Below are 21,869 nucleotides of genomic sequence, written 5' to 3' on the forward strand. Positions count from 1 at the left end.
CGAAGCCGTCGTTCAGGCATATCCGGTGGCGACTGCTGCGCAGTCGAACGCAGGCTTCGCCAGCTGCTACAAAGGAATCGCAAATTCATGGCAGCACCCTTTCAACCGCGTCGGTAAACACCTTGGGCGAAGCCAACTGCATTTCGCGGCTGCTCATGTCGACGGCAACCTGCACTGAAACAGCGCGGGTCAGACGTTCGCCGGTTGCGAGATCGCTGATCAGGTAATTGATCTTCAGTCGGTTCTCCCATTCCACCAGGCTGGCGCGCACATTCAGCTTCTGGCCGAACACGGCGCCGCGCACATAGCGCAACTGTAAGTCGATCACCGGCCAGGCGTAACCCGACGCAACCATGGCGTCGTAGTTGTGGCCGATCCTGTCCAGCAGCGCACAGCGGGCGACTTCCAGGTATTTGACGTAATGGCCGTGCCAGACCACGTTCATGGTGTCGACGTCAAAGAACGGGACGAGGATTTCCGTATCGGTGTGAAGCACTCCCTTGCTACGCATGCAGCCTCCAGTGTTGCTCGGCGATGCGTTGCAGGCACAGGCGCAATTCGCCTTCCAGGGCACGGTCTTCGATGACCGGCGGGAAGTCCTTGGCCAATTCCTCGTGCATCGCGGCCAGGGCCGGTGGCAGTGGACGCGCGTCTTCAGCCTGGCCGCGCAGCCACACGCCTTGATTGGCGGCCAGCAGCGTGGCGGCGGCAACCTGTTCGGTCAGCTCCAGCACGCGGATGGCGTCGCGGGCGGCGATGGTGCCCATGCTGACTTTGTCCTGGTTGTGGCACTCGGTGGAGCGCGAGAAGACGCTGGCCGGCATGGTGTTTTTCAGGGCTTCGGCGGTCCAGGCGCTGGTGCCGATCTGCACGGCCTTGAAGCCGTGATTGAGCATCGCACGGTCGGCGGTGGCGCCGGACAGGTTGCTCGGCAAGCCATGGTTGTAGCGTTCGTCCACCAGCAGCGCGAGTTGACGGTCGAGCAAGTCGGCGACGTTGGCCACCAGGTTTTTCAGGCTGTCCATGGCGAACGCAATGTGGCCGCCGTAGAAGTGCCCGCCGTGCAGCACGCGTTCGGCTTCGGCGTCGATGATCGGGTTGTCGTTGGCGCTGTTGAGTTCGATCTCGATGAACGAGCGCAGCCAGTTCAGGCTGTCGGCCAGTACACCGAGCACGTGTGGCGCGCAACGCAGGGAGTAACGGTCTTGCAGGCGATGCAGCGGCGCGGTCGGCGCGTCGATCGCCAGATCCTTGCGCAGCCACGCGGCAACTTGCATCTGCCCTGGATGGGGTTTGGCGGCGAACAGGCGCTCGTCGAAGTGCTCCGGGTTGCCCTGCAAAGCGACCACGTTCAGCGCGGTGATGCGTGTGGCCAGTTGCAGCAGGTAATCGGCACGGGCGTAAGCCAGGCACGCAAGGCCGGTCATCACGGCGGTGCCGTTCATCAGCGCCAGGGCTTCCTTGGGGCGCAATACCAGCGGTTGCCAACCCAGTTCCTTGTGCACATCAGCCGCTTGCCGGCGTTCGCCGCGGAACATCACTTCGCGCTCGCCGGACAAGGTCGCGGCGACGTAGGACAGCGGCGTCAGATCACCGCTGGCGCCCACGGAACCTTCTTCCGGAATCAGCGGCAGGATGTCGTGTTCGAGGAACGCTTGCAGGCGCTCCAGCAACTCCACGCGTACCCCGGACACGCCCTGGCACAGCGACTGTAAACGTGCCGCCAGCACCGCACGGGTGGCCTGGGCATCGAGCAGTTTGCCCAGGCCGCAGCCGTGGAATGTGTACAGATGACGAGGCAGGGCTTCGACGTGGTGCAGCGGCACCGCCACCACACAGGAATCGCCATAACCGGTGGTCACGCCATAGATCACGCCTTCCTTGTCCAGCAGGGAGTCAAGGAACTGCGGACCCTTGGCAATGCGCTGGCGAAACTCGGGGTTGCCCTGCAACTGCGTCGGCACCTGACGGTTGGCCAGGGCCAGCACGTCTTCGATGCACAAAGGGAGTTCGCCGAAGGTTACCGGCTCAAGCGTTGGCGTCGTCATCGGTCTTCCAGAAAGGGTAAAAGTTGAACCATTGTTGGGGCGCTTCGAGGCAATAGTGACCCAGGCGTTCGGCATAGCGCGAAGCCCACTGATGAATGACCTGTTCGCGCTCGCTGCGTTTCCACACCACCGCCTCGGTGAACGGTTCGAGGGTCAGTCGATAGTCGCCCGTGGGTTTCTTCAGGCACAGCAGCAGATTGACCGGGCATTTCAGCAAACCGGCCAGCAGCCACGGGCCTTGCGGGAACGCTGCCTGGTGACCGAGAAAATCCACCGTCACGCTGCGCCCGCCATGCAGCGGCACGCGGTCGCCGGCAATTGCCAGCCACTCGCCGCGCTCCAGGCGCTCATGCAGTTGCAACATGATCACCGGGTCGAGCTCGCTGACCTGGATCAGCCGCAGATTGGTTGCCCCGGCTTCGCCCAGCAGGCGGTTGAACTGCTCGGCGTGCTTGGTGTGCACCAGCACGTTCATGGTGACTTTCTCGCCGATCTCGGCCAGTGCCCGGCAAACCTCGAGATTGCCCAGGTGCGCGCCCACCAGCATCTGCCCGCGTGTGCCGCGCAGTTTATTGCGCAGCAGCGCCGGGTCGATGATTTCGATCTGCTCGATGCTCAGCTTGCCGTTCCACACGTCGAGTTTGTCGAGCATGGAATCGGCGAAGGCCATGAACTGGCCGAACACCCGCCAATGAGTCGGACGCAATTCGCTGCGCCCGCTCCAGTCGGCGAGCCGCTGCTGGTATTGCCAGGCGCTTTGGCGGGCGCTGCGTCCGAACAGGAAAAAGTACAGCACGATGCCGTAGAGCAGCGGGCTCAGCAGGCGTCGGCCCAGGACCTTTGCGCAGAATGCGGTGAACTTCATCAGCCAGAAACTGCCACGCTCCTGGCGGTCGGCCCAGTGCTGTTTGTCTGCGTTGCCGTTCATGCCCGCCACCGTCGCCAGAGGATCACCGGTGCTCGCAGCAACATGCCGAAGAACAGCCGGGTGTGCATGCTCGTAATCAGTACGTTGTCGTAGAACAGACGGAAATGTGAAACGCCATCCAGAGGGTAATGGACCCTGGTTTTCAGCCACTGCATCGGCAGATTGCGCCAGGCCAGGCGCACCAGGATGTCGGAGTCGAAGTCCATGCGCTTGCCGATCCTGGCCGAGTCGATCAGTGCCAGGGTTGGCGGTAACGGATAGACACGGAAGCCGCACATCGAGTCGCGAATCTGCAGTGACAGGGTGTTGATCCAGACCATGACGTGAGTCAGGTAGCGCGCGTACAAACGACCTTTCGGCACGCTGGCGTCGTATTGCGGATAGCCGCAGATCACCGCCTCGGGATGGTTGCGTGAGTATTCGATGAAGACTTTGACGTCTTGCAGGTCGTGCTGGCCGTCGGCGTCCACCTGCAAGGCATGGCTGAAGCCCAGGCGCGAAGCCTCCCGCAGACCGGTCATCACTGCGCCGCCCTTGCCCTGATTGATGGTGAGCCGGATCAGATAAACCCTGTCGCGCTGCGCCAGTTGGTCGAGTACCTTGGCGCAGGCGGGGCTACTGGCATCGTCCACCAGAATGCATGGCAGGTCACAGGCTAGCAGCGCATCGACCACGGCAGTGATGGCGGTTTCGTGGTTGTAGACCGGGATTATGGCGCAGGGGTTATGCATCGCTGGCAGCCTCCAGCAAAATCCGCCCGCTGGAGCAGGTGGCGGTTTCGTTGCGATAGGCGAAATACAATTTGCCGCGCACCGGGTCGAAGCGCAGGTGCAACTGGATTTCATCGCCAGGGCGCACCAGTTGCTGGAATTTCAGCACTTCCATGCCGGCGAACTTTGCCGGCAGGTCCATCAATTGTTGGCCCAGGCTCATTGCCCACTCCACTTGCACCACGCCGGGCAATACCGGGGCCCGGGGAAAGTGTCCGCTGAAATACGCCAGGTCCGGCGGGACGGCCAGTTGCAGGCTCCACTCACCATCGGCTTCGACCTGCTCCAGCACTTGCGGCGCCTTTGGGCGGGGCGCCAGCAGCAAGGCTTCAACCTCAGCCTGGGGCAGTTTGCCCTGCGCGTTCAGCGGCAACTGCCGCAACAGGCGCCAGCGTCGTGGCAGGGCCAGCGTTTCACAGTGCTGGCTCAGATGCTGACGCAACGCTTGTGTGAGGCTGCGTCGTCCCTGATTGCGCAACGCGTGCATACCTCGCTCGCTGAGCACCAGCAGCGCCCCCAATGAGGCGCGGTTTTCCTGAACCACTCCCAGGCGCGCTTCGGCGACCCAGGCGTGCGCCATCAGCGCGTGTTCGAGCATGGGTAGCGAGATACGTTTTTCTTCCAGTTTGACGATCCGGTCCAGCCGCCCCAACAGCTCGAAACGGCCGTCGGCAGCGATGCGCGCGGCATCGGCGGTGTGTTCGATATGACCTTCCGGCAGGTATGGCGATGCGATAAGCAGGGCGCCATCGCTGTCCTGGCTCAGCTCCACGCCGGCGAAGGGCTGCCAGAGATCCTGGCCCTGACGCCAGGCGATGCCGCCGGTTTCCGAGCTGCCGAGGATCTCGGTCGGCCATTGTTGCAGGCGTTCGTAAAGGCTTTGCGAGGCTTCGGCGGGTAACGCGCCACCGGAGGAGAACACTCGGCGCACTGCGCTCAGCGCTGGCCAGTCGAGGTTGTCGCCCATGCGCTTGAGCAATGCCGGGCTGGCGACCCAGGCGAAGGCCGGGTGTTCGCGGCTGGCGCGTTGCAAGTCTTCCGGGAAAGCCAGTTGCTTGCGCACGAACGAACGCCCGGCGCACAGCGGCCACAGCACCCGAAACAGCAAGCCGTAGATGTGCTGGGTGGCGACGCTGCCGATGATGCAGGCTTCGCCCAGATCTGCGCCCCACAAGTGCTCCAGCGCTTCGACTTCATTGGCCAGTTGGCGCAGGGTTTTGTCGATGCGCTTGGGTTCGCCACTGGAGCCGGAGGTGCACAGGCTCAGCTGACAACGATCCAGGTCCAGCGGGTGGGCTGGTAGCGGCGGATGCCGATAATCGCTCAGGTGCGCATCGTCGGTCTGATCGGTCAGCCACAGATCGACCTCGGTCGACCAGCGCTGGCGCGTCTGCGCTTGCAGGTCGGCGGGCAGCAGTACGCTGATCCCGGCACGCCAGGCGCCGAGCAGGGCAATGGCCAGGTCGGCGGCGTCTTCAAGGTGCACGGCGATGCGCTGCACACCCTGGGCTTGCAGGCCGGCAGCCAGGCTCAGGGCCCGGTCGCACAATTGCGCGTGATTCAACGCCGGCTCGGCCGTCACGGCACGCTCCGGCTGAGCCTTGAGCAGCAGTTGCTCAAGTTTTATCCAATTCATGGGTGGCCTCGTACCCGTTGTCGTATCAGCCATTCAATGGCAAACATCAGGCCGATCAATCCATAGGAGATCAGGCCGGTGTACAACATCCACCAGCTCAGCGGCGCCCAAAGGGTCAGGGCGGCGGCGCACAAACCGTTGCAGAGAAAAAACACGCTCCAGGCAATGGTCACCTGGCGGGTGTAGCGAATGGCCCTGGGCGGTAAATCCGGTTCTCGCAGGCGGGCAAGGCGTTCGACCATCGGCGGGCCGTATTTCAGGCTAAGACCGAACAGCACCAGCATGAACGCGCTGATCAGCACCGGGTACCAGCGCAGCAGCACCGGGCTGTCTAACGCTGCCAGCAGCAGGCAGAAGGCGATGGCGACCGTGGACATCCACAGGCTGCCGGGGCGCCGTTCGCCGGTCAGCGCTCGCGCCAGCCACAGGCTGCCCAGCAGCAGACCGAACTGCCACGGGGCAAAATGCTCCATGCCGAAATACACCGCAAAGGGGTACAGCAGGCCTGCGAGCAGCAGGCCAAGGCCAATCAGTCGGCTCATGCGGCGGGCTGAACCAGACGGTAAACCGCCTCGACCACGTCGCTGACGGTACGCACCGATTTGAATTCTTCGGCGGCGATTTTCTTGCCGGTCTGGCGTTTGATGTGATCGATCAGGTCGACCGCATCGATGCTGTCGATTTCCAGATCCTGGTACAGGTTGGATTCCAGGCTGATGCGCTCGGGGTCCAGCTCGAAGAGTTCGACCAGAGCATCGCGCAGGGTGTTGAAAATATCGTCACGAGTTTGCATGGTCCGGTCTCAAGCTGCCTGTTTTGCAGTGACGAACGCCGCAAGGCTCGCCACGTTGCTGAAGTGATTACGGGTGTCCTTGGCGTCGGCATCGATTTTGATGCCGTACTTTTTCTGGATCGCCAGGCCGAGTTCCAGCGCGTCTACCGAGTCCAGGCCCAGGCCTTCGCCGAACAGCGTCTGGTTGTCGCCGATGTCGTCGACGCTGATGTCTTCGAGGCCCAGGGCTTCGATGATCAGCTCTTTGATTTCCTGCATCAGGCTAACGGTGTTCTGATCGCTCATCTTCGGCGAGCTCCTTGATAAAGTAAGAGTGCAAATAGTCGTTGAGCTTGCGCGAGGCCTGGGGTGCAGGGCCTTGCGTAGCGAAGGCCTGTGGGTCTATATCGGCCCCGACGCGAAAACTGAAGTGCACGCGGCGTTTGGGGATCCGATACCAGGGTTCGGCCTTGGTCAATGTGGTCGGGTTGACCTTGATAATCACCGGGGTGAGGATTCTCGCACCGCGCAGCGCGATTGCCGCGCCCCCCCGATGAAAGGCCGGCGGTTGGCCGGGTCGGGTCCGGGTGCCCTCGGGAAAGATGATCAGGGTCTGACCGCTTTTCAGCGCGTCGGCAGCGGCGTCGAGCATGTCCATGCTGCCATCGTTGCTGATGTATTCGGTACAGCGTAGCGGACCGCGAGTGAACGGGTTTTCCCAGAGGCTTTTCTTGACCACGCAGTTGGCGTGGCGCACCAGGCCGATCAAAAACACCACATCGATCAGCGAGGGGTGGTTGGCGACGATCATTTGGCCTGGGCGCCCGAGCTTTTCCGCCCCCTGAATGTCATAGGTCAGCACGCCACTGCGCGCCATGAACCGAATGAAAAACCAGAAACACCGGCTGACCGTATGTCGCGCGCGCTGACGATGGACCTGAGCGTCTCCGGGCAGGCAGTTCAACAGCGGGAACACCACCAGTCGCAGGCACAGGCTGCTCAACCCGAACAGGGTGAAGCTTGCGGCGGTGGCCAGCAGGCGCCAGTAGTAGGCGTCGCGGTTTTTATCGGTTACGGGTTGCGTTGCCAGGTCCATACACGATTTTTCCAGGCATGTTGGCAGGTTGTTTGCTGGCCGAGCAGCGTACGCAACAGATTCAGAGCATGGGGCCAGCGGGCTTTGGACAACGTGTGCGGGTCGCTGTTCAGCGACAGTTGCCACTGATTACCGGGGGTGATCAACAGGCCGACCGCATAAGGGAAAGGCACATCATCGATCCAGGCCGAGTAGGCGGCGGGAGGTTGCTCTTCGGTGACGATCAGCAGTACCGCGGGCGCGCCTTCCTCAAGCAGCGCCGCGGCCTCTAGCATGCCGTGTTCAAGGCCATCGCCGGCGGCGGCGAGGGCGGTCATTTCGCTGGTTTCGCCACGCATGATCGACCACAGGCCGATGACCGCGTTGTGCACCGACAGGCTGAACTGGGTGGGCGACAACGGTTGGTCGGTCGCCAGATCGCTGAGAATTTCGAAGGTGCGCGGGGTTTCGCCGTGGCGAGAAATAAAGACCAACGGTAAATCCGGATGACCTTCGGCCAAGGGCCAGCCGACACTGAACGCCATCCGCGCCAGACGGCTGAGTCGCCGACGCTGCATGGCCGGCAGAAACGACACATCCGGGGCGGCATCGCTGGGCTCGAGCACGACCGGTTGTCGGCTCCAGGCCTGCCAATCATCCACGCTTTCAAGCCCAGGGGCCCAAGCGCGCCATTGGGCGATGTTGAAGTTGATCACAGACATTCATCCCGCCCCTGCGGGCTTCCTTTAACGCGGTGAGTCGCAAGAACCGCGGCTGACCTGACGTGGCGCTTAACGCCGAGTGGCGCGCATTATCCCGGTGCTGCGGGCGTGTAGCAAATGCTGGTTACATTTTGCGCAACGAAATGTACCGTCTGGTTCGCGAAAAGCTGTCGTTTGGCCATTATCCACAATGCGGCGGACATGTCTGTCGGCACTGTCGGCTATCAATGGACGAGTTGGCAGCTGTTCCGGCCAGAGATTTGCCTATGACTGTGTAGTCTAGATGCTGGCGAGGTAGCTAAGCAGCGATGTGGACTACTACACTCGGTCATTCTTTGATACACGGAGGTTTAGACATGCGGCGCGTGGTGTTCAATCAGAAAGGTGGCGTGGGCAAATCAAGCATTGCCTGCAATCTGGCGGCGGTCAGCGCCAGCGAAGGCTATCGCACGTTATTGGTGGATCTCGATGCCCAGGCCAACTCCACTCAATACCTGACGGGGCTCACCGGTGAGGATATCCCAATGGGTATCGCCGACTTCTTCAAGCAGACCCTGTCCTCCGGGCCGTTCTCGAAGAAAGGTCAGGTCGACATCTACGAAACTCCGTTCGACAACCTTCACGTCATCACTGCCACCGCCGAGCTGGCAGACTTGCAGCCCAAGCTTGAGGCCAAACACAAGATCAACAAGCTGCGCAAATTGCTCGAGGAGCTGGACGGTGATTACGACCGGATCTACCTCGACACCCCGCCAGCGCTGAATTTCTATGCCGTCTCCGCCTTGATCGCCGCTGATCGCGTGCTGATTCCCTTTGACTGCGACAGCTTCTCGCGCCAGGCGTTGTATGGTCTGTTGGCGGAAATCGAAGAGTTGAAGGACGACCACAATGAAGGGCTGGAAGTCGAAGGCATTGTCGTCAACCAGTTCCAGGCCCGCGCCAGTCTGCCGCAGCAAATTCTCGACGAACTGATCGCCGAAGGGCTGCCGGTACTGCCGGTGTACCTGGCAAGTTCGGTGCGCATGCGCGAATCCCATCAGGCCAACACGCCGCTGATCCACCTCGACCCGCGGCACAAGCTGACCCAGCAATTCGTCGAACTGCACAACCTGCTGGAAAATGCCTGAAAGGCAATCAGATCCCCTGACTGCGCAACCAGCTCATCAACTGCGGTAACGGGAAGGCCCCGCTTTGGCGAGCCACTTCCCGGCCGTTCTTGAACAGAATCAGGCTCGGGATCGAGCGAATCCCCAGCTGCGCCGACAACTGTTGATTCGCCTCGCTGTCCAGCTTGGCCAACCGACACTTGCCCGCCAATTGCCCCGCCGCTTGCTCGAACACCGGCGCAAACGATTTGCACGGCCCGCACCAATCAGCCCACACATCCACCAGCAACGGCAGGTCACCCTTGATCTGACTGGCGTAATCGCCTTGCTTCAGTTCGAACGGCTTGCTCAGCAGGACATCAGCCTTGCAGCGGCCGCACTTTGGATGATCGTTGACGCGTTCGGCGGGGATGCGGATCAGGCCGTTGCAGTGGGGGCAGGGGATGAGGAGTGGGTCGGTCATGAAGGAGGTCCTGTTAAGAAGCCGATCACTCCTATGTGGAGACGTTTGCTCATATTTTCAATCGTGCAGCGTCTGGCGATGAAACTAGGCTGAATCGTACTGAGCGAGACCGTTGGTCTGCCGAGAGCTATCGCAACTTGCGATATTTTTGATCTGTGTTTAACTCCCCATAGCAGAATGCGATAAGGATGTTGCATGCATGTGTTTACTGAAAAACCAATTCGTGAGGCCAAGGAAAAGTGGCCGCGGGCAGCCAATGCATTGGAGCAGTGGTATCGACTCGCCAAAGGGAGTAGCTCGGGAGACTTCGCGGCGATGAAGTCTATTTTTCCCGCAACCGACAAAGTCGGCGAGTTTCATGTGTTCGACATCGGTGGCAACAAATTGCGGCTTATCGCTTTTGTCAGGTATCGGTCTCAAAAGCTTTATATCAAGCATGTGCTGGATCATAGCGAATATGACCGCGGTAAATGGAAGGAGGGAAGGGTATGAGTGTTCTAATCAAAAAAGCTGCTGAGCATTGGGAGTTCGTCTCGCCATTGCTTCGAAAACCGAAAAACGAAGACGACTATGACATGTTGGCGCGGGCACTCGATGAATTGCTTGAGATGACCGGCGATGATGAGTCGCATCCGTTGATGAGCTTGGTGGACATCATCGGTGACTGGATTGCGGAGTGGGATCGCAACCATCACCCCATGCGCGAAGCCTCTGGTGCAGAGGTTCTTGGCTATATGATGCGCGAACACGGCCTGAGCCAGAGCGAGCTGCCCGGTGTGGGCACGCAATCGGTAGTCTCGGAGATCTTAAGCGGCAAGCGCCAGCTCAACCTGCGGCAGGTTCGCTGGTTGGCCGAGCGCTTTGGTGTGTCCGTAGAGACCTTTATCTGACAAGCCTCACGACGAACAGCTGATCTCCAGATGCTTGCCCCATTCCGGTGGCCGCTCGGCGTAGCTCTCCATTCCAGGCTGCTCCTCGAACGGATTGCTCAATACCGCGTGCAAGCGACGAACTTCTGAATAGTCGCCGCTTTCCGCCGCATCGATGGCTTTTTGCGCCAGATAATTGCGCAGGATGTACAGCGGATTGACCGCATGCATTCGTTTGCGGCGCTGCTCCTGGTCAATCACGCCTTCACGGGCAACCCGGGCGGCGTAGAGCTCGCCCCACGCATCGAAACCCTTGATGTCGACAAAGTCATCGCGCAACCGGGCGACAGCCAGCTCCGGTGCCTCATCGCCCAGGCGGCGGAAGAACAGGCTGTAATCGACGCCGCTGTTCTGCATCAGTTGCAGCAGCTGCTCCAGCAGTTTCTGGTCGTCGTCTTCGGCGGTAGTAAGGCCGAGGCGGCGGCGCATCAGGTCCAGATAGTGGGCCTGGAACAGTGGCAGGTACAGGCCGAGGGTCTCGCGCAGGGCTTCGACGCTGATGAACGGTGTCAGGGCCTGGGCGAGGGCGCTGAGGTTCCACTGGCCAATCGGTACCTGGTTGCTGAAGGAGTAGCGGCCCTGGTCATCGGAGTGGTTGCAGATGAAGTGGGCGTCGAAGTCGTCGAGGAAGGCGAACGGGCCGAAGTCGAAGGTGATGCCGAGGATCGACATGTTGTCGGTGTTCATCACGCCGTGGCAGAACCCATAGGCCTGCCATTTGGCGATCAGTTCGGCATTACGCTCGACAATTTCGCGGAACATCGCCAGGTACGGCTCCGGCTGCTCCAGGCAGTGCGGGAAGTGCATGGCCAGCACGTGCTCGCCGAGTTCTTTCTGCTGCTCGGGGCGCTTGGTGTAGTAGAAAAATTCGAAGTGCCCGAAACGCACATGGCTCGGCGACAGGCGCAGGACCATGGCCGCGCGTTCCTGTTTCTCGCGCCAGACCGGCGTGTCGGAGCCGATCACGCAGAGTGCGCGCGTGGTGGGAATGTTCAGGGCATGCAGGGCTTCGGAGGCAAGGAACTCGCGGATCGAGGAGCGCAGCACCGCCCGTCCATCGCCCATGCGTGAGTAAGGCGTCTGACCGGCACCCTTGAGGTGCAGGTCCCAATGCTCGCCGGCTTCGTTATAGACCTCGCCCAGCAACAGGCCGCGGCCGTCACCCAACTGCGGGTTATAGGAGCCGAATTGATGCCCGGAATAGACCATCGCCCGCGGCTCGGCTTCGGCCCACAGCTTGTGGCCGCCGAACAGCTCGGCGAACACTGGCGTTTCGGCCTCGGCCGGGTCCAGGTCCAGCAGCGCCATGGCGGCGGGGCTGGCGACCACCAGTCGCGGAGCCGCAATGGGCTCAGGCAGTACGTGGGTTGAGAACGCATCGCCCAGGCGGGCGAAGCGATTGTCGAAGGTCAGTTCGTCGAGGGCTTTCAACGGCCATCTCCAGCAGAATGTCCGAGCATTCTGCTAGGGATAGCGCGCTTAGTCGAGTTCGACAGGCGGTGGCTCTTGCCGCGGTTTGCTGGTGGGTTCCGGAACAACGGTTTTGGTTTCCGGCTCAACCGGGACCATTTTGTATTCCTGGCCCTGAAGGTTCTTGAGATAGACCTCCATCTGCCGGAACGAGATGTTGATGTGCTGCTTCTTGAACTCGCGGTTGATGAAGCGGTTGACCTCATCGAGCACCGGGTTACGGTCACCGAGGTCGCGCACATGCATGCGCAGCTCGTGGTCGAGGGTGCTTTCGCCGAAATTCAGGAAGTACACCTGGGGTTCCGGGTCCTTCAGCACGCGCGGGTTATTGCGGGCTGCCTTGAGCAACAGTTCTTTCACCAGGTCCAGATCCGAGCCGTAGTCGACGCCGAGCTTGAGGGTCACCCGGGTGATGGTGTCGGTCAGCGACCAGTTGATCAGTTGCCCGGTGATGAACGTCTTGTTCGGGACGATGATGTCCTTGCGATCGAAGTCGGTGATGGTCGTGGCACGGATGCGGATCTTGCTCACCGTGCCCGACAGGTTGCCGATGGTGATGGTGTCGCCGATCCGCACCGGGCGTTCGAACAGGATCATGATGCCGGAGATGAAGTTGGCGAAGATTTCCTGCATCCCGAAACCGAGACCTACCGACAGCGCTGCCACCAGCCATTGCAACTTGTCCCAGCTCACGCCGAGCGTGGACAGGGTAGAGACGAAACCGACACCGGCGATCACATAGGACAGCAACGTGGTCGTGGCGTAGGAACTGCCCTGGGCCAGGTTGAGCTTGGACAGCACAAACACTTCCAGCAGACCCGGCAAGTTGCGCGCCAGCGCGAAGGTGATGCCGATGATGATCAGCGCGCCAAGCATGTCGCCGATGCTGATCGGCACCATGCTCATGTTGGCGCCGGTGCCGCTGGTGTATTCGTAGAGGGTGATGTTGTCCAGGTACGAGAACACCGAGATCAGGTCCGACCAGACCCAGTACAGCGCCGCGATGAAACCGCCGAGCAGGGCCAGGCGGATCAGTCGCAGGGACTGCTCGTTGACCTTCTCGATGTCCAGGGTCGGCTCTTCGATCACCGCTTCGCCGTCGCCGGCCTCTTTCGCGGCCTGGCGTTTGGCCAGGGCGCGCTGATAGGCCAGGCGGCGTGCCGCAACGCTGAGGCCGCGCACGAAGGTGGCTTCGATCACCAGCCAGAACATCAGCAGGTACAGGGTGTTGATCAACCGGTCGCTGAGTTTCAGCGCGGTGTAGTAGTAGCCGAAGCACACGGCGACGAACAACGCGATCGGCAGAACGGTGAACATGACTCCCACGGCCTTGCGGAACAGCGAGGCGTTTTCGTGGGTCGGGCTGCTGACCAACAGCCGGCTGAGCAGCCAGGCCATCAAGGCGTAGCAGGTCAGTACCACCGGCATGCCGAGCACGTCATCGGCCAGCGCCGCCGGTTGCAGTTCGGCGACCGCCACCACGGTCACCAGAGCCATCACCACCAGCCCGAGCCGGCGAATCCAGCCTTGAAGGAATTCGACCTGGGGCTTTTCCCAACGGAAATGCAGTTCGGCCACGCCACCCGGCGCGAGGATGCGGTAGGCGGTGTAGAACACCAGCCAGGCCTGGGCCATCTGCAACAGCGCTGCGCCCATGTTGGCGTTCTGGCCGCGGGCGTCGATCTGCAAGGCCAGGCCGCACAAGGCCAGGCCCAGGGAAACCGGCATCGCCAGCAGGATGTTGATCAGAATCGCTTGCGGGGTGTGCCACTGGCTGTCGCGTTTGAAATGGCCGATGTCCTGGTGAACTTTGTTCAGGCGGGAATAGAGATTTTTACGGCGCCACAGCAGCGCGCCGATCAGCAGGGCCAGTGGCAGGAACAGCAGCGGTCGTTGCGTCAGACCATCGGTCAATTCGCTCAGGCTCGAAGCCCACGGCAGGGTAGTGACCTGGCGTTGCAGGCGTTCCGGCACGCTGTGCATCCACTCAAGATCCAGCGGTTTGTTGCTGGGAATCCAGAACATCTGCTCGTCCAGCGTAGCCCGCAGACTTTGTGCGGTGCTGAGCAGTTGTTTCTGATTGAGTTGCAGCGTGATGGATTCGTTGAGCACCGCGCTCAGTTCGCGATTCAAGCGCTCCAACAGGTCCGCGCGGGTGTTGGCCAGGTCCACCAGGCTCTTGCGCAGTTGCGGGGTGACTTGCTCGGGTGGCTGAGTCGCCAGCAGGTTATCGACGTAGGTGATCGGGTTGCTGAGCAGTTCCCGTTGCTGGCTGACTTCGAACTGATACAGGCGAATGTCGGCAATCTGGTCGGCCAGGTCGCGGTCGAGCCTTAGACGCGGCAGGGCCTGTTTCTGTTTGTAGAGAATCTTGGAGAGCAGCAGGCTGCCCTTGAGCACGTTGATCTGTTCGTCCAGCGCCGAGTCGCTCTGGGTCACGCTGTCCAGTTGCTGCTTGGTCTGCAGGTTCTGTTGAGTGACTTCGTTGAGGCGGTCGGTGCTTTTGAGCAGGTAGTCGGAGAGCTTCAGGTTGGCCGCGCTTTCGGTGGCCAGCAGGCTACTGCCGCCGGCCTTCTGCGCCTCGATGGACTGCTGGGTCACGGTCTCTTGTGACTGGGCCAGGCGTTTCTGGTTGATCAGGGTTTGCAGGTCCTGGATCTCCTGATCCAGGCGATCGGATTTTTCTGACAGCAAGTCGTGCTGGCTGTTGCCCAGGTCCTGCAACAGGCTGTTGCCGGCCAGTTCCTGGCGACGCAACGGAATCAAGGCGTTCAGTGCCGCGAGCTCGGCGTTGAGCTGATCGCGTTGCTCGGCGGTCAGGGTCTTGCCGCTGTCCTTGCCAAGTTTGAGGATGTTGTTGATCTGCTGGATGCGCGTCTGGCTGGCAGAGATCTCGGCCTGGGCGCGCTCGGGGCGGGTCTGGGCGGTAATGATCAGGCTGTTCGCTTCGGCCAGGGCTTTCTGCAGGTCGCTTTGTTGAGTGGAGCGTTCGGTCAGCAGTTGCTCAAGCTGCTGGATCGTCTCTTTGGTATAGCGTTGCCCCACCGGCACCACTTTGGTGGCCTTGAGGCGGGTCAGCTCGCGCTGGTTCTCGATGTTCTGCCTGGGAGCGTTGGTCAACTGCTGTTTGAGATCGATCAGCTTCTGGTCGTAATCACGCCGGTTGTTGAGCTGGGTGAGCGTGCTCTGCAGGACCGCTTGCAGGGCTTTTTGATCGGCCTCCGGCAGTTTGCGGTCGGCGATCTTGTCCAGGCTCGCTTGCACGGCTTCGCTGGACGGCGGCTCGGCGGCTTGCAGCGTGTTGATGGAAAGACTCAAGCCCAGCAGGGCCATGATGAAAAAGGTACGCAGAGTTGACATAGAGACCGATCGAAAACGAGACGAAGTGTGGAGTTTAGAGGAACAGGCCGGGGCCGGGGCGACTTCCTTCGGGGAATCTGACGCCCACTTTCCCAATCTTGTTCCCTTCCATGACCGCGACGGTCCAGAGGGTGTTGTTCCACTCCACCTGGTCACCGACGACTGGAGCGCCGCCCACTTTCTGGGCAATGAAGTGGCCCAGGGACATGTTCGGATCGATGCCCTCGACTTTCAATCCGTACAGGGCCGCAACCGCGCCCAGCTGGGCGTCTCCTTCGAGTACGAAGTCGCCGAAGAAGCGCAAATCCAGCCCCCGTTGCGGTGCCTGGCTGAAGAGTTTTCCGAGGGCCGGAAGGTTGTGTTCATGGCCGATCACGCAGAGCAAATCATCGACTTCGAGCACCGTACTACCCGACGGATGGAGCAGTTGCTGGCCACGAAACAGGGCTGCGATACGTGTGCCTTCGGGCATTTTCAGCTCGCGAAGGGGTGAGCCGATGCACCATTTCTCGGCACCGAGGCGATACACGAACAGTTCCCACTCGCTGGTGACATGCACTTCCAGCGCCGATCGGGAGATCGGCAGGGGCTCTGGCGGGACGGTCACTTTTAAAAGCTTGGCGACCCACGGCAGGCTTGTGCCCTGCACCAACAGCGACACCAGCACGATAAAGAACGCCAGATTGAAATACAGTTGAGCATTGGGCAGCCCCGCCATCAGCGGGAACACCGCCAGAATGATCGGTACGGCGCCGCGCAGGCCAACCCAGGAAATGAATGCCTTCTCGCGTCCATGGAACGCCTTGAAAGGCAGCAGGCCAGCCAGCACCGACAGCGGACGGGCAAACAGAATCATCCACAGCGCCAGGCCCAGCGCCGGCAAAGCGATCGGCAGCAGGTCATGGGGCGTGACCAGCAGCCCCAGCACCAGGAACATGCCGATCTGGGCCAGCCAGGCCATGCCGTCGAGCATATGCAAAATGCCGTGACGGCTGCGTACCGGGCGGTTGCCGATCACCAGGCCGCACAGGTACACCGCCAAAAAGCCGCTGCCGTGCAGGGCGTTGGTCAGGGCGAACACCACCAGGCCGCCGGCAATCACCAGAATTGGATAAAGGCCGGTGGCCAGGTGGATGCGGTTGACCAGTTGCAACATCAGCCAGCCACCGCCGAGGCCGATGACGCCGCCAATACCGAACTCACGCAGCAAGTGCCCGAGCAGGCTCCAGTGCAGGCCGGTCTGGCCGCTGGCGAGCATGTCGATCAGGGTGACGGTGAGAAATACTGCCATCGGGTCGTTGCTGCCGGATTCGATCTCCAGGCTCGCGGTCACCCGCTCGTTCAAGCCTTTACCACCGAGCAGCGAGAACACGGCCGCGGCATCGGTGGAACCGACGATGGCGCCGATCAGCAGGCCCTGAATCAGGTTCAGGTCGAACAACCACGCCGCCGCCATCCCGGTCAGCCCGGTGGTGATCAACACCCCGACCGTGGCCAGCGACAGCGCCGGCCATAACGCCACGCGAAAACTCGCCACCCGGGTGCGCAAGCCGCCGTCGAGCAGGATCACTGCCAGGGCGAGGTTACCGACCAGATAAGCCGTGGGGTAGTTATCGAAAATAATGCCGGCGCCGTCGACACCGGCCGACATGCCCACCGCGAGGATGATCACCAGAATCGGGATCCCGAGGCGCGATGAAAGTGAGCTCACCAGAATGCTCGCACCTACCAGCAACGCGCCGATCAAGAACAGGCTGTTGATGGTCGTCGCATTCAAGGGCAGTACTCCGGAAGCGTAAAGGCGGGCGCAAACTGACCATGCAGTCCGCGTGCCAGCGATTCTAACCTGTTGAAATGTGATGCTGTCAAAAAGCTTTTGACGGCGATCATCCCCCGTGGCGAGGGGGCTTGCCCCCGTTGGGTCGCGCAGCGACCCCAAAGCCGGCGCTGCGGTGCGCCAGGTTCAACGCGTGGGTCAATTGCGACTGCTTCGCAGCCGAACGGGGGCAAGCCCCCTCGCCACAGAGGGGAGCCGTTACAGGCTAAACCGCCCAACCATGTTGTTCAGGTCCAGCGCCAGGCGCGACAGTTCGTTGCTGGCTGCACTCGTCTGGTTGGCACCGGTGGCCGATTGCACCGACAGGTCACGAATGTTCACCAGATTGCGGTCCACTTCACGGGCCACTTGCGCCTGCTCTTCGGCCGCGCTGGCGATCACCAGGTTGCGCTCGTTGATTTCGACGATGGCGCTGTTGATGGTGTCCAGCGACAGGCCGGCACCGCGCGCGATGTTCAAGGTCGACTCGGCGCGCTCGGTGCTGTTGCGCATCGAGTCCACGGCGTGTTCGGTACCGCTCTGGATGCTGCCGATCATGCGTTCGATTTCGCTGGTCGACTGCTGGGTGCGGTGGGCCAGGGCACGTACTTCGTCGGCAACCACCGCAAAACCACGACCGGCTTCGCCGGCACGGGCCGCTTCGATGGCTGCGTTCAGCGCCAGCAGGTTGGTCTGGTCGGCCAGGCCGCGAATCACGTCCAGCACTTTGCCGATGTCTCGCGACTCGTTGGCCAGATCGCCGATCAGGGTGGCGGTGCTCTGCACATCGGCGCTCATGCGTTCGATGGCGCTGACGGTCTCCTGTACCAGGTCACGACCGTCTCCCGCCGAGGTGGTGGCGTTTTTCGAGGCTTCGGAAGTGCTCACGGCATTGCGCGCGACTTCTTCCACGGCGCTGGTCATTTCGTTGACGGCGGTGGCGGCCTGTTCGATTTCGTTGTTCTGCTGGGTCAGGCCACGGGCGCTTTCGTCGGTGACACTGTTGAGCTCTTCCGCGGCGGATGCCAGTTGCGTGGCTGAACCGGAAATCCGTTGCAGTGTGTCGCGCAGTTTGTCCTGCATCTTCTCCATGGCGGCCAATAGACGACCGGCTTCGTCTGCACCGTCAACCGTGATCGGGCGCGTCAGGTTGCCTTCGGCGATTTCTTCGGCGGCGCTCAGGGCGTTGGCGATCGGCTTGGTGATGCTGTTGGTCAGCAGCCAGGCGAACAGCAGAGTCAGGCCAGTGGCGATGACCAACAGGGTCACCACCAGGTTGAACGCCGAGGAGTACTGGTCGGCGGCTTGCTGGTTGGTGTCGATGGTCTGCTGGGTGTTGATCTCCAGCAAGCGATTGAGCACGGTGTTCATGGCTTCAGAGTTGTTCAGCAAATCGGTGTTGACCAGCGTGCGCTGTTCGTCGACTTGATTGTTGCGCGACAGACTTTTCATCCGGTCTTCGATCTGGCGGTACTGCCCCAGCAACTGCACATACTGATCATAGGCTGCACGCTCCTGCGGGCTGGCGATCAGTTTTTCGTAGCCGACCTGAGCCGCTCGGATCTGCTGGTTTCGGGTTTCCAGCAGCTCGATGGTTTTCTGCTGGACGTCCGGCTCACGATTCACGAGCAGACGATAGGCCAGCACACGCAGGCGCAGGGTCAGCTGGGTGAATTCGTCGAGGCTTTTAATGCTCGGTACGCTGTTTGAGGTGATCTCCTCGGCGGCGCCGCGAATCTTGCTCATCTGGTTCAGGGCGAACACACCCAGGATCAGCATCATGGCGCCAATCAGGGTGAAACCGAGGAACGCCCGCGGTGCGATATTCATATTTCTTAGGGACATGGTGTTCACCGAAAAAAGCGCCTCCGTGCGAGGCTGAGACTGTTGTATGGATGACTTATCGGTCATGCGACTAAAGTCTTGAGTCGCTGCGCGCATTTGTCGCAGAAGGGCCGCGACGACGAAGTGCAGGAACCAGAACCGCCAATCACAGTCTTTAAAGTTCGCGAGGAAGGTCGACCGCCAGGAAAATCAAGGCCTTGCGCCTGCATAGCCCTGGCTTCCACAGTGACTTTTCTTTATCGTACGCGCCCTTTGAAAATGCCCGGAAATCAAAATGTTAGAAGCAACCCTAAGCCAATTGGAACAAATGGTCAGCGACCTGGTGCAACAGAACCAGGCGCTGCTCGGCACCAATCAATCCCTGAGTGCGGAGCTGGCCCAGGTCAAGGATGAAAACGAAAGCTTGCAACTGAGCCTGATGGAACAGGAAGAGAAACAAGGCGCCACCGTTGCACGCATTCAGGCCTTGGTTGAGCGCGTCAGCGCCGGCCCTGTCAGCGCATGAGTTACGGCACCGCAGGGGTAAAAGTCGTCTCGATTCTGGGTGAAGACTATTCAATCAAGGCGCCGGCCGGGGAAGAGCAGACCCTGCTGGACGCCGCTTTAATGTTGAAGGCCGCTTTGGCCGAGACCAAAAAGAAATACCCGGCGCTGATCGGTGAACGCTTGCTGGTGCTGGCGGCGATGAATCTGTGCTCGCAGCAGATCGAAATGCAAAAGCGTCACCAGCAGGAACTCGACCGTTACCAAGAGCAAGTCAGCGCCACGGTTGAAGTGATCGCTAAGACGATCAACCAGGCCTGAGCGGCTTTGCGCACAACCAAAGAATAAATTGTCGATTTGGTTGTATACAATCGGCATGGCTGTTGCAGTGTTTCAGCCCTTTATTCTTTGGGGGTGCTCCATGCAGTTCTGGCGACGCAGTATTCAATGGCAGTTGATCCTGAGCATGGGCACTGCCCTGCTGGTCAGTATTCTGATCGTGGTTGGCATTTATACCCTCGTGGTCAACCGCCTCGCCCAGCGCTATCTGGTCGAGCAGGCGTTGCCGTCGAGCATCGAAGCGATGCGCAACGACATTGAACGCATCCTCGTCCAACCCCTCACCGCCGCCAAGGACATCGCCAGTAACAGCATGGTGCGCGACTGGTTGGCCGGAGGCGAAAACACTGCCCAGACCGCGGCCTTCGTCAGTTACCTGGAAGGCATCCGGACCGAGCACAAAGCTTTTACTGCGTTGATCATCGGCACCGCTTCAAACCATTACTTCACCGAAAAGGGCCTGGACCGTACGCTCAGCCGTTCCAATCCCAATGACGCCTGGTTCTATTCGTTCCTCGACAGTAATCAACCGCGCACCCTCAATATCGACCATGACACCGCCACCGGCGAGTTGGCGCTGTTCATCGACCTCAAGGTCGAGCAGGCCGGCAAAGTCGTGGGCGTGGCCGGGCTGGGCCTGAGCATGAGAGAGCTGTCGGAGCTGATCCACAACTTCAACTTTGGTGAGCGCGGCAAGGTCTATCTCGTGCGCTCCGACGGTTTGATCCAGGTTCATCCCGAGGCGCAGTTCAGCGGCAAACGTACGCTGGTCGAACAGATCGGCGCCTCGGCGGCGCAAGCGGTGATGACCTCCACCGCGTCTGGCAGCAGCAGTTTTGCCCGCGATGGCGAAGAGTTTCTGGCCTTGAGCCTGCCGCTGCGTGATCTGGGCTGGACCCTGGTGGCCGAAGTGCCGCAGTCGCAGATCTACGCCGAGGCTCGCCGGGCGATGTGGATGAGCGGCGGCATTGGTCTGGCGGTGGCGTTGGTTTGTCTTTTATTGGTGGTGTTGCTGGCTCGTGGATTGGTGCGACCGATTCGTCAGGTAACAGCGGCGTTGGTTGCCATCGGTAGCGGTGGTGGAGATTTGACCCACCGGTTAGATTCCAGCCGCGCCGATGAGCTGGGTGACCTGGCTCGCGGCTTTAATCGGTTCCTGGAAAGTCAGCGCGAGATGATCGGCGAAGTGCTGGCCACCAGTGAACGTTTACGCACGGCGGTCGGCCAGGTGGCGCGGGTGGTGGACAACACCGCTGAACGTTCCGGACGTCAGCAGGAAATGACCGACATGGTTGCCACCGCCGTTCATGAGATGGGGCTGACCGTGCAGGAAATCGCCCAGAACGCCGGCAATGCGGCGGTCGCTTCGCAAACCGCGCGGGATGAAGCGCTGCAGGCGCGGGAAGTGGTGGGCGGGTCGATCCGGCACATCGAAAGTATGTCCGATGAAATTGGCGTCGCCGCCGCAGCGGTGGGTGAGTTGGCCCAGCAGGTGGCGTCGATCGATCAAGTGTTGGCGGTGATTCGCGGGATTTCCGAGCAGACCAATTTGCTGGCACTCAACGCGGCCATTGAAGCGGCGCGGGCCGGGGATATGGGGCGCGGGTTTGCGGTGGTGGCCGATGAAGTGCGGACCCTGGCGCGGAGGACTCAGTCGTCCACCGACGAGATCCAGCAGATGATCGGCAGCCTCAAGCAGGGTGCGGAGCATGCAGTGTCTTCAATGCACGCCGGGCAAGCGGCGACCGGCACGGGGGTTGAGTCAAGCCAGCGCACCGGGGCGTCGTTGACGGCGATTACCGGGCAGGTCGAGCACATCAGCGACATGAACCATCAGGTGGCCACAGCGACTGAAGAGCAATCGGCGGTGACGGAGGAGATCAACCGCAACGTGCAGGGGATTTCCGATCTGGCGCGGGCGACGGCGGGGGAGGTCAGGGCTTGTCGTGAAGACTGTCAGACGTTGCAGCGCCTGGCCGATGATTTGGCGCGGCAGATGGGTGGGTTCAAGTTGAGCTAACTGATCATTCCCACGCTCTGCGTGGGAATGCAGCCCGGGACGCTCCGCGTCCCTTCCGCGGCCGTGACGCAGAGCGTGGGAACGATC

The 21,869-nt window shown here is 61.1% G+C and carries 21 protein-coding genes and 1 pseudogene; 6 read left to right on the forward strand and 16 right to left on the reverse strand.

The genetic code is table 11. The features are described from left to right. Nucleotides 1-85: 85 nt before the first annotated feature. Genes AC1DQM_RS20430 through AC1DQM_RS20475 form a run of 10 tightly spaced genes read right to left on the reverse strand, consistent with a single transcriptional unit; the run spans nt 86 to nt 7,951 of the window. Nucleotides 86-511: an acyl-CoA thioesterase gene (locus tag AC1DQM_RS20430; RefSeq protein WP_018928594.1), complete on the reverse strand. Its 426-nt coding sequence runs from the start codon at nt 509-511 to the stop codon at nt 86-88. After that, entirely contained in the window at nt 504-2,048 is a 1,545-nt protein-coding gene (locus AC1DQM_RS20435; protein WP_018928593.1) for an HAL/PAL/TAL family ammonia-lyase, read from the reverse strand. Before AC1DQM_RS20435 ends, AC1DQM_RS20430 begins: the two co-directional genes overlap by 8 nt. Then, nucleotides 2,029-2,976: an LpxL/LpxP family acyltransferase gene (locus tag AC1DQM_RS20440; protein ID WP_018928592.1), complete on the reverse strand. Its 948-nt coding sequence runs from the start codon at nt 2,974-2,976 to the stop codon at nt 2,029-2,031. Before AC1DQM_RS20440 ends, AC1DQM_RS20435 begins: the two co-directional genes overlap by 20 nt. After that, nucleotides 2,973-3,707, reverse strand: a complete 735-nt coding sequence (locus AC1DQM_RS20445) for a glycosyltransferase family 2 protein (RefSeq protein WP_018928591.1) — start codon at nt 3,705-3,707, stop codon at nt 2,973-2,975. Before AC1DQM_RS20445 ends, AC1DQM_RS20440 begins: the two co-directional genes overlap by 4 nt. Beyond that, nucleotides 3,700-5,382: an ApeI family dehydratase gene (locus tag AC1DQM_RS20450; RefSeq protein ID WP_477746752.1), complete on the reverse strand. Its 1,683-nt coding sequence runs from the start codon at nt 5,380-5,382 to the stop codon at nt 3,700-3,702. The genes AC1DQM_RS20445 and AC1DQM_RS20450 overlap by 8 nt, the downstream gene beginning before the upstream one ends. Further along, the gene (locus AC1DQM_RS20455) at nt 5,379-5,924 is read right to left on the reverse strand and encodes a COG4648 family protein (RefSeq protein WP_477746753.1); all 546 of its coding nucleotides are present in this window, start codon (nt 5,922-5,924) and stop codon (nt 5,379-5,381) included. Before AC1DQM_RS20455 ends, AC1DQM_RS20450 begins: the two co-directional genes overlap by 4 nt. After that, nucleotides 5,921-6,175, reverse strand: a complete 255-nt coding sequence (locus AC1DQM_RS20460; RefSeq protein WP_007936741.1) for an acyl carrier protein — start codon at nt 6,173-6,175, stop codon at nt 5,921-5,923. The genes AC1DQM_RS20455 and AC1DQM_RS20460 overlap by 4 nt, the downstream gene beginning before the upstream one ends. Nucleotides 6,176-6,184: 9 nt before the next feature. Beyond that, on the reverse strand, nt 6,185-6,460 hold the full coding sequence (locus AC1DQM_RS20465) for a phosphopantetheine-binding protein (RefSeq protein WP_018928588.1): 276 nt from the start codon (nt 6,458-6,460) through the stop codon (nt 6,185-6,187). After that, nucleotides 6,438-7,250: a lysophospholipid acyltransferase family protein gene (locus AC1DQM_RS20470; RefSeq protein ID WP_018928587.1), complete on the reverse strand. Its 813-nt coding sequence runs from the start codon at nt 7,248-7,250 to the stop codon at nt 6,438-6,440. Before AC1DQM_RS20470 ends, AC1DQM_RS20465 begins: the two co-directional genes overlap by 23 nt. Next, complete coding sequence (locus AC1DQM_RS20475; protein ID WP_064615949.1) at nt 7,226-7,951, reverse strand: beta-ketoacyl synthase chain length factor; 726 nt, start codon at nt 7,949-7,951, stop codon at nt 7,226-7,228. The genes AC1DQM_RS20470 and AC1DQM_RS20475 overlap by 25 nt, the downstream gene beginning before the upstream one ends. 356 nt (nt 7,952-8,307) lie before the next feature. Here AC1DQM_RS20475 and AC1DQM_RS20480 point away from each other — a divergent pair, with 356 nt between their 5' ends. Beyond that, nucleotides 8,308-9,078 (forward strand): ParA family protein, encoded by a 771-nt coding sequence (locus AC1DQM_RS20480; protein WP_018928585.1) that lies wholly within the window; start codon nt 8,308-8,310, stop codon nt 9,076-9,078. A 7-nt stretch (nt 9,079-9,085) separates the two neighbouring features. On the opposite strand, the gene trxC is transcribed toward AC1DQM_RS20480, so the two are convergent. Then, nucleotides 9,086-9,520, reverse strand: a complete 435-nt coding sequence (gene trxC, locus AC1DQM_RS20485; protein WP_477746754.1) for a thioredoxin TrxC — start codon at nt 9,518-9,520, stop codon at nt 9,086-9,088. A 195-nt stretch (nt 9,521-9,715) separates the two neighbouring features. Here trxC and AC1DQM_RS20490 point away from each other — a divergent pair, with 195 nt between their 5' ends. Both AC1DQM_RS20490 and AC1DQM_RS20495 read left to right on the forward strand, forming a co-directional pair. Continuing rightward, nucleotides 9,716-10,012 (forward strand): type II toxin-antitoxin system HigB family toxin, encoded by a 297-nt coding sequence (locus AC1DQM_RS20490; protein WP_477746755.1) that lies wholly within the window; start codon nt 9,716-9,718, stop codon nt 10,010-10,012. Beyond that, nucleotides 10,009-10,410 carry a helix-turn-helix domain-containing protein gene (locus AC1DQM_RS20495; protein WP_018928582.1) on the forward strand — a complete coding sequence of 134 codons (402 nt, stop codon included), beginning with the start codon at nt 10,009-10,011 and terminating at the stop codon, nt 10,408-10,410. Before AC1DQM_RS20490 ends, AC1DQM_RS20495 begins: the two co-directional genes overlap by 4 nt. Nucleotides 10,411-10,416: 6 nt before the next feature. Here the strand turns inward: AC1DQM_RS20495 and selO are convergent, their stop codons facing one another. From selO to AC1DQM_RS20520, 5 genes and pseudogenes are all read right to left on the reverse strand, one after another. After that, the gene (gene selO / locus AC1DQM_RS20500) at nt 10,417-11,880 is read right to left on the reverse strand and encodes a protein adenylyltransferase SelO (protein WP_064615953.1); all 1,464 of its coding nucleotides are present in this window, start codon (nt 11,878-11,880) and stop codon (nt 10,417-10,419) included. Between the two features lie 48 nt (nt 11,881-11,928). After that, the gene (gene mscK / locus AC1DQM_RS20505; protein ID WP_477746756.1) at nt 11,929-15,279 is read right to left on the reverse strand and encodes a mechanosensitive channel MscK; all 3,351 of its coding nucleotides are present in this window, start codon (nt 15,277-15,279) and stop codon (nt 11,929-11,931) included. Between the two features lie 34 nt (nt 15,280-15,313). Next, nucleotides 15,314-17,056 carry a potassium/proton antiporter gene (locus tag AC1DQM_RS20510; protein ID WP_018928579.1) on the reverse strand — a complete coding sequence of 581 codons (1,743 nt, stop codon included), beginning with the start codon at nt 17,054-17,056 and terminating at the stop codon, nt 15,314-15,316. A gap of 258 nt (nt 17,057-17,314) precedes the next feature. Further along, complete coding sequence (locus AC1DQM_RS20515) at nt 17,315-18,187, reverse strand: methyl-accepting chemotaxis protein (RefSeq protein ID WP_370695248.1); 873 nt, start codon at nt 18,185-18,187, stop codon at nt 17,315-17,317. Then, nucleotides 18,170-19,036: pseudogene (locus AC1DQM_RS20520) on the reverse strand (MCP four helix bundle domain-containing protein); the annotation flags it as partial. The pseudogene AC1DQM_RS20520 and the gene AC1DQM_RS20515, both read right to left, overlap by 18 nt. Before the next feature lie 178 nt (nt 19,037-19,214). On the opposite strand from AC1DQM_RS20520, the gene AC1DQM_RS20525 reads away from it, so the two are divergent. The 3 genes from AC1DQM_RS20525 to AC1DQM_RS20535 all read left to right on the forward strand — a co-directional run bounded on the left by AC1DQM_RS20525 (nt 19,215) and on the right by AC1DQM_RS20535 (nt 21,782). After that, entirely contained in the window at nt 19,215-19,445 is a 231-nt protein-coding gene (locus AC1DQM_RS20525; RefSeq protein WP_477746757.1) for a hypothetical protein, read from the forward strand. Further along, a complete protein-coding gene (locus AC1DQM_RS20530; RefSeq protein WP_477746758.1) occupies nt 19,442-19,744 on the forward strand; it encodes a cell division protein ZapA in 303 nt (100 codons plus the stop codon). The genes AC1DQM_RS20525 and AC1DQM_RS20530 overlap by 4 nt, the downstream gene beginning before the upstream one ends. A gap of 100 nt (nt 19,745-19,844) precedes the next feature. Continuing rightward, a complete protein-coding gene (locus AC1DQM_RS20535) occupies nt 19,845-21,782 on the forward strand; it encodes a methyl-accepting chemotaxis protein (protein ID WP_477746759.1) in 1,938 nt (645 codons plus the stop codon). Nucleotides 21,783-21,869: the final 87 nt, after the last annotated feature.

Source organism: Pseudomonas sp. 01L34 (genome assembly GCF_056400265.1).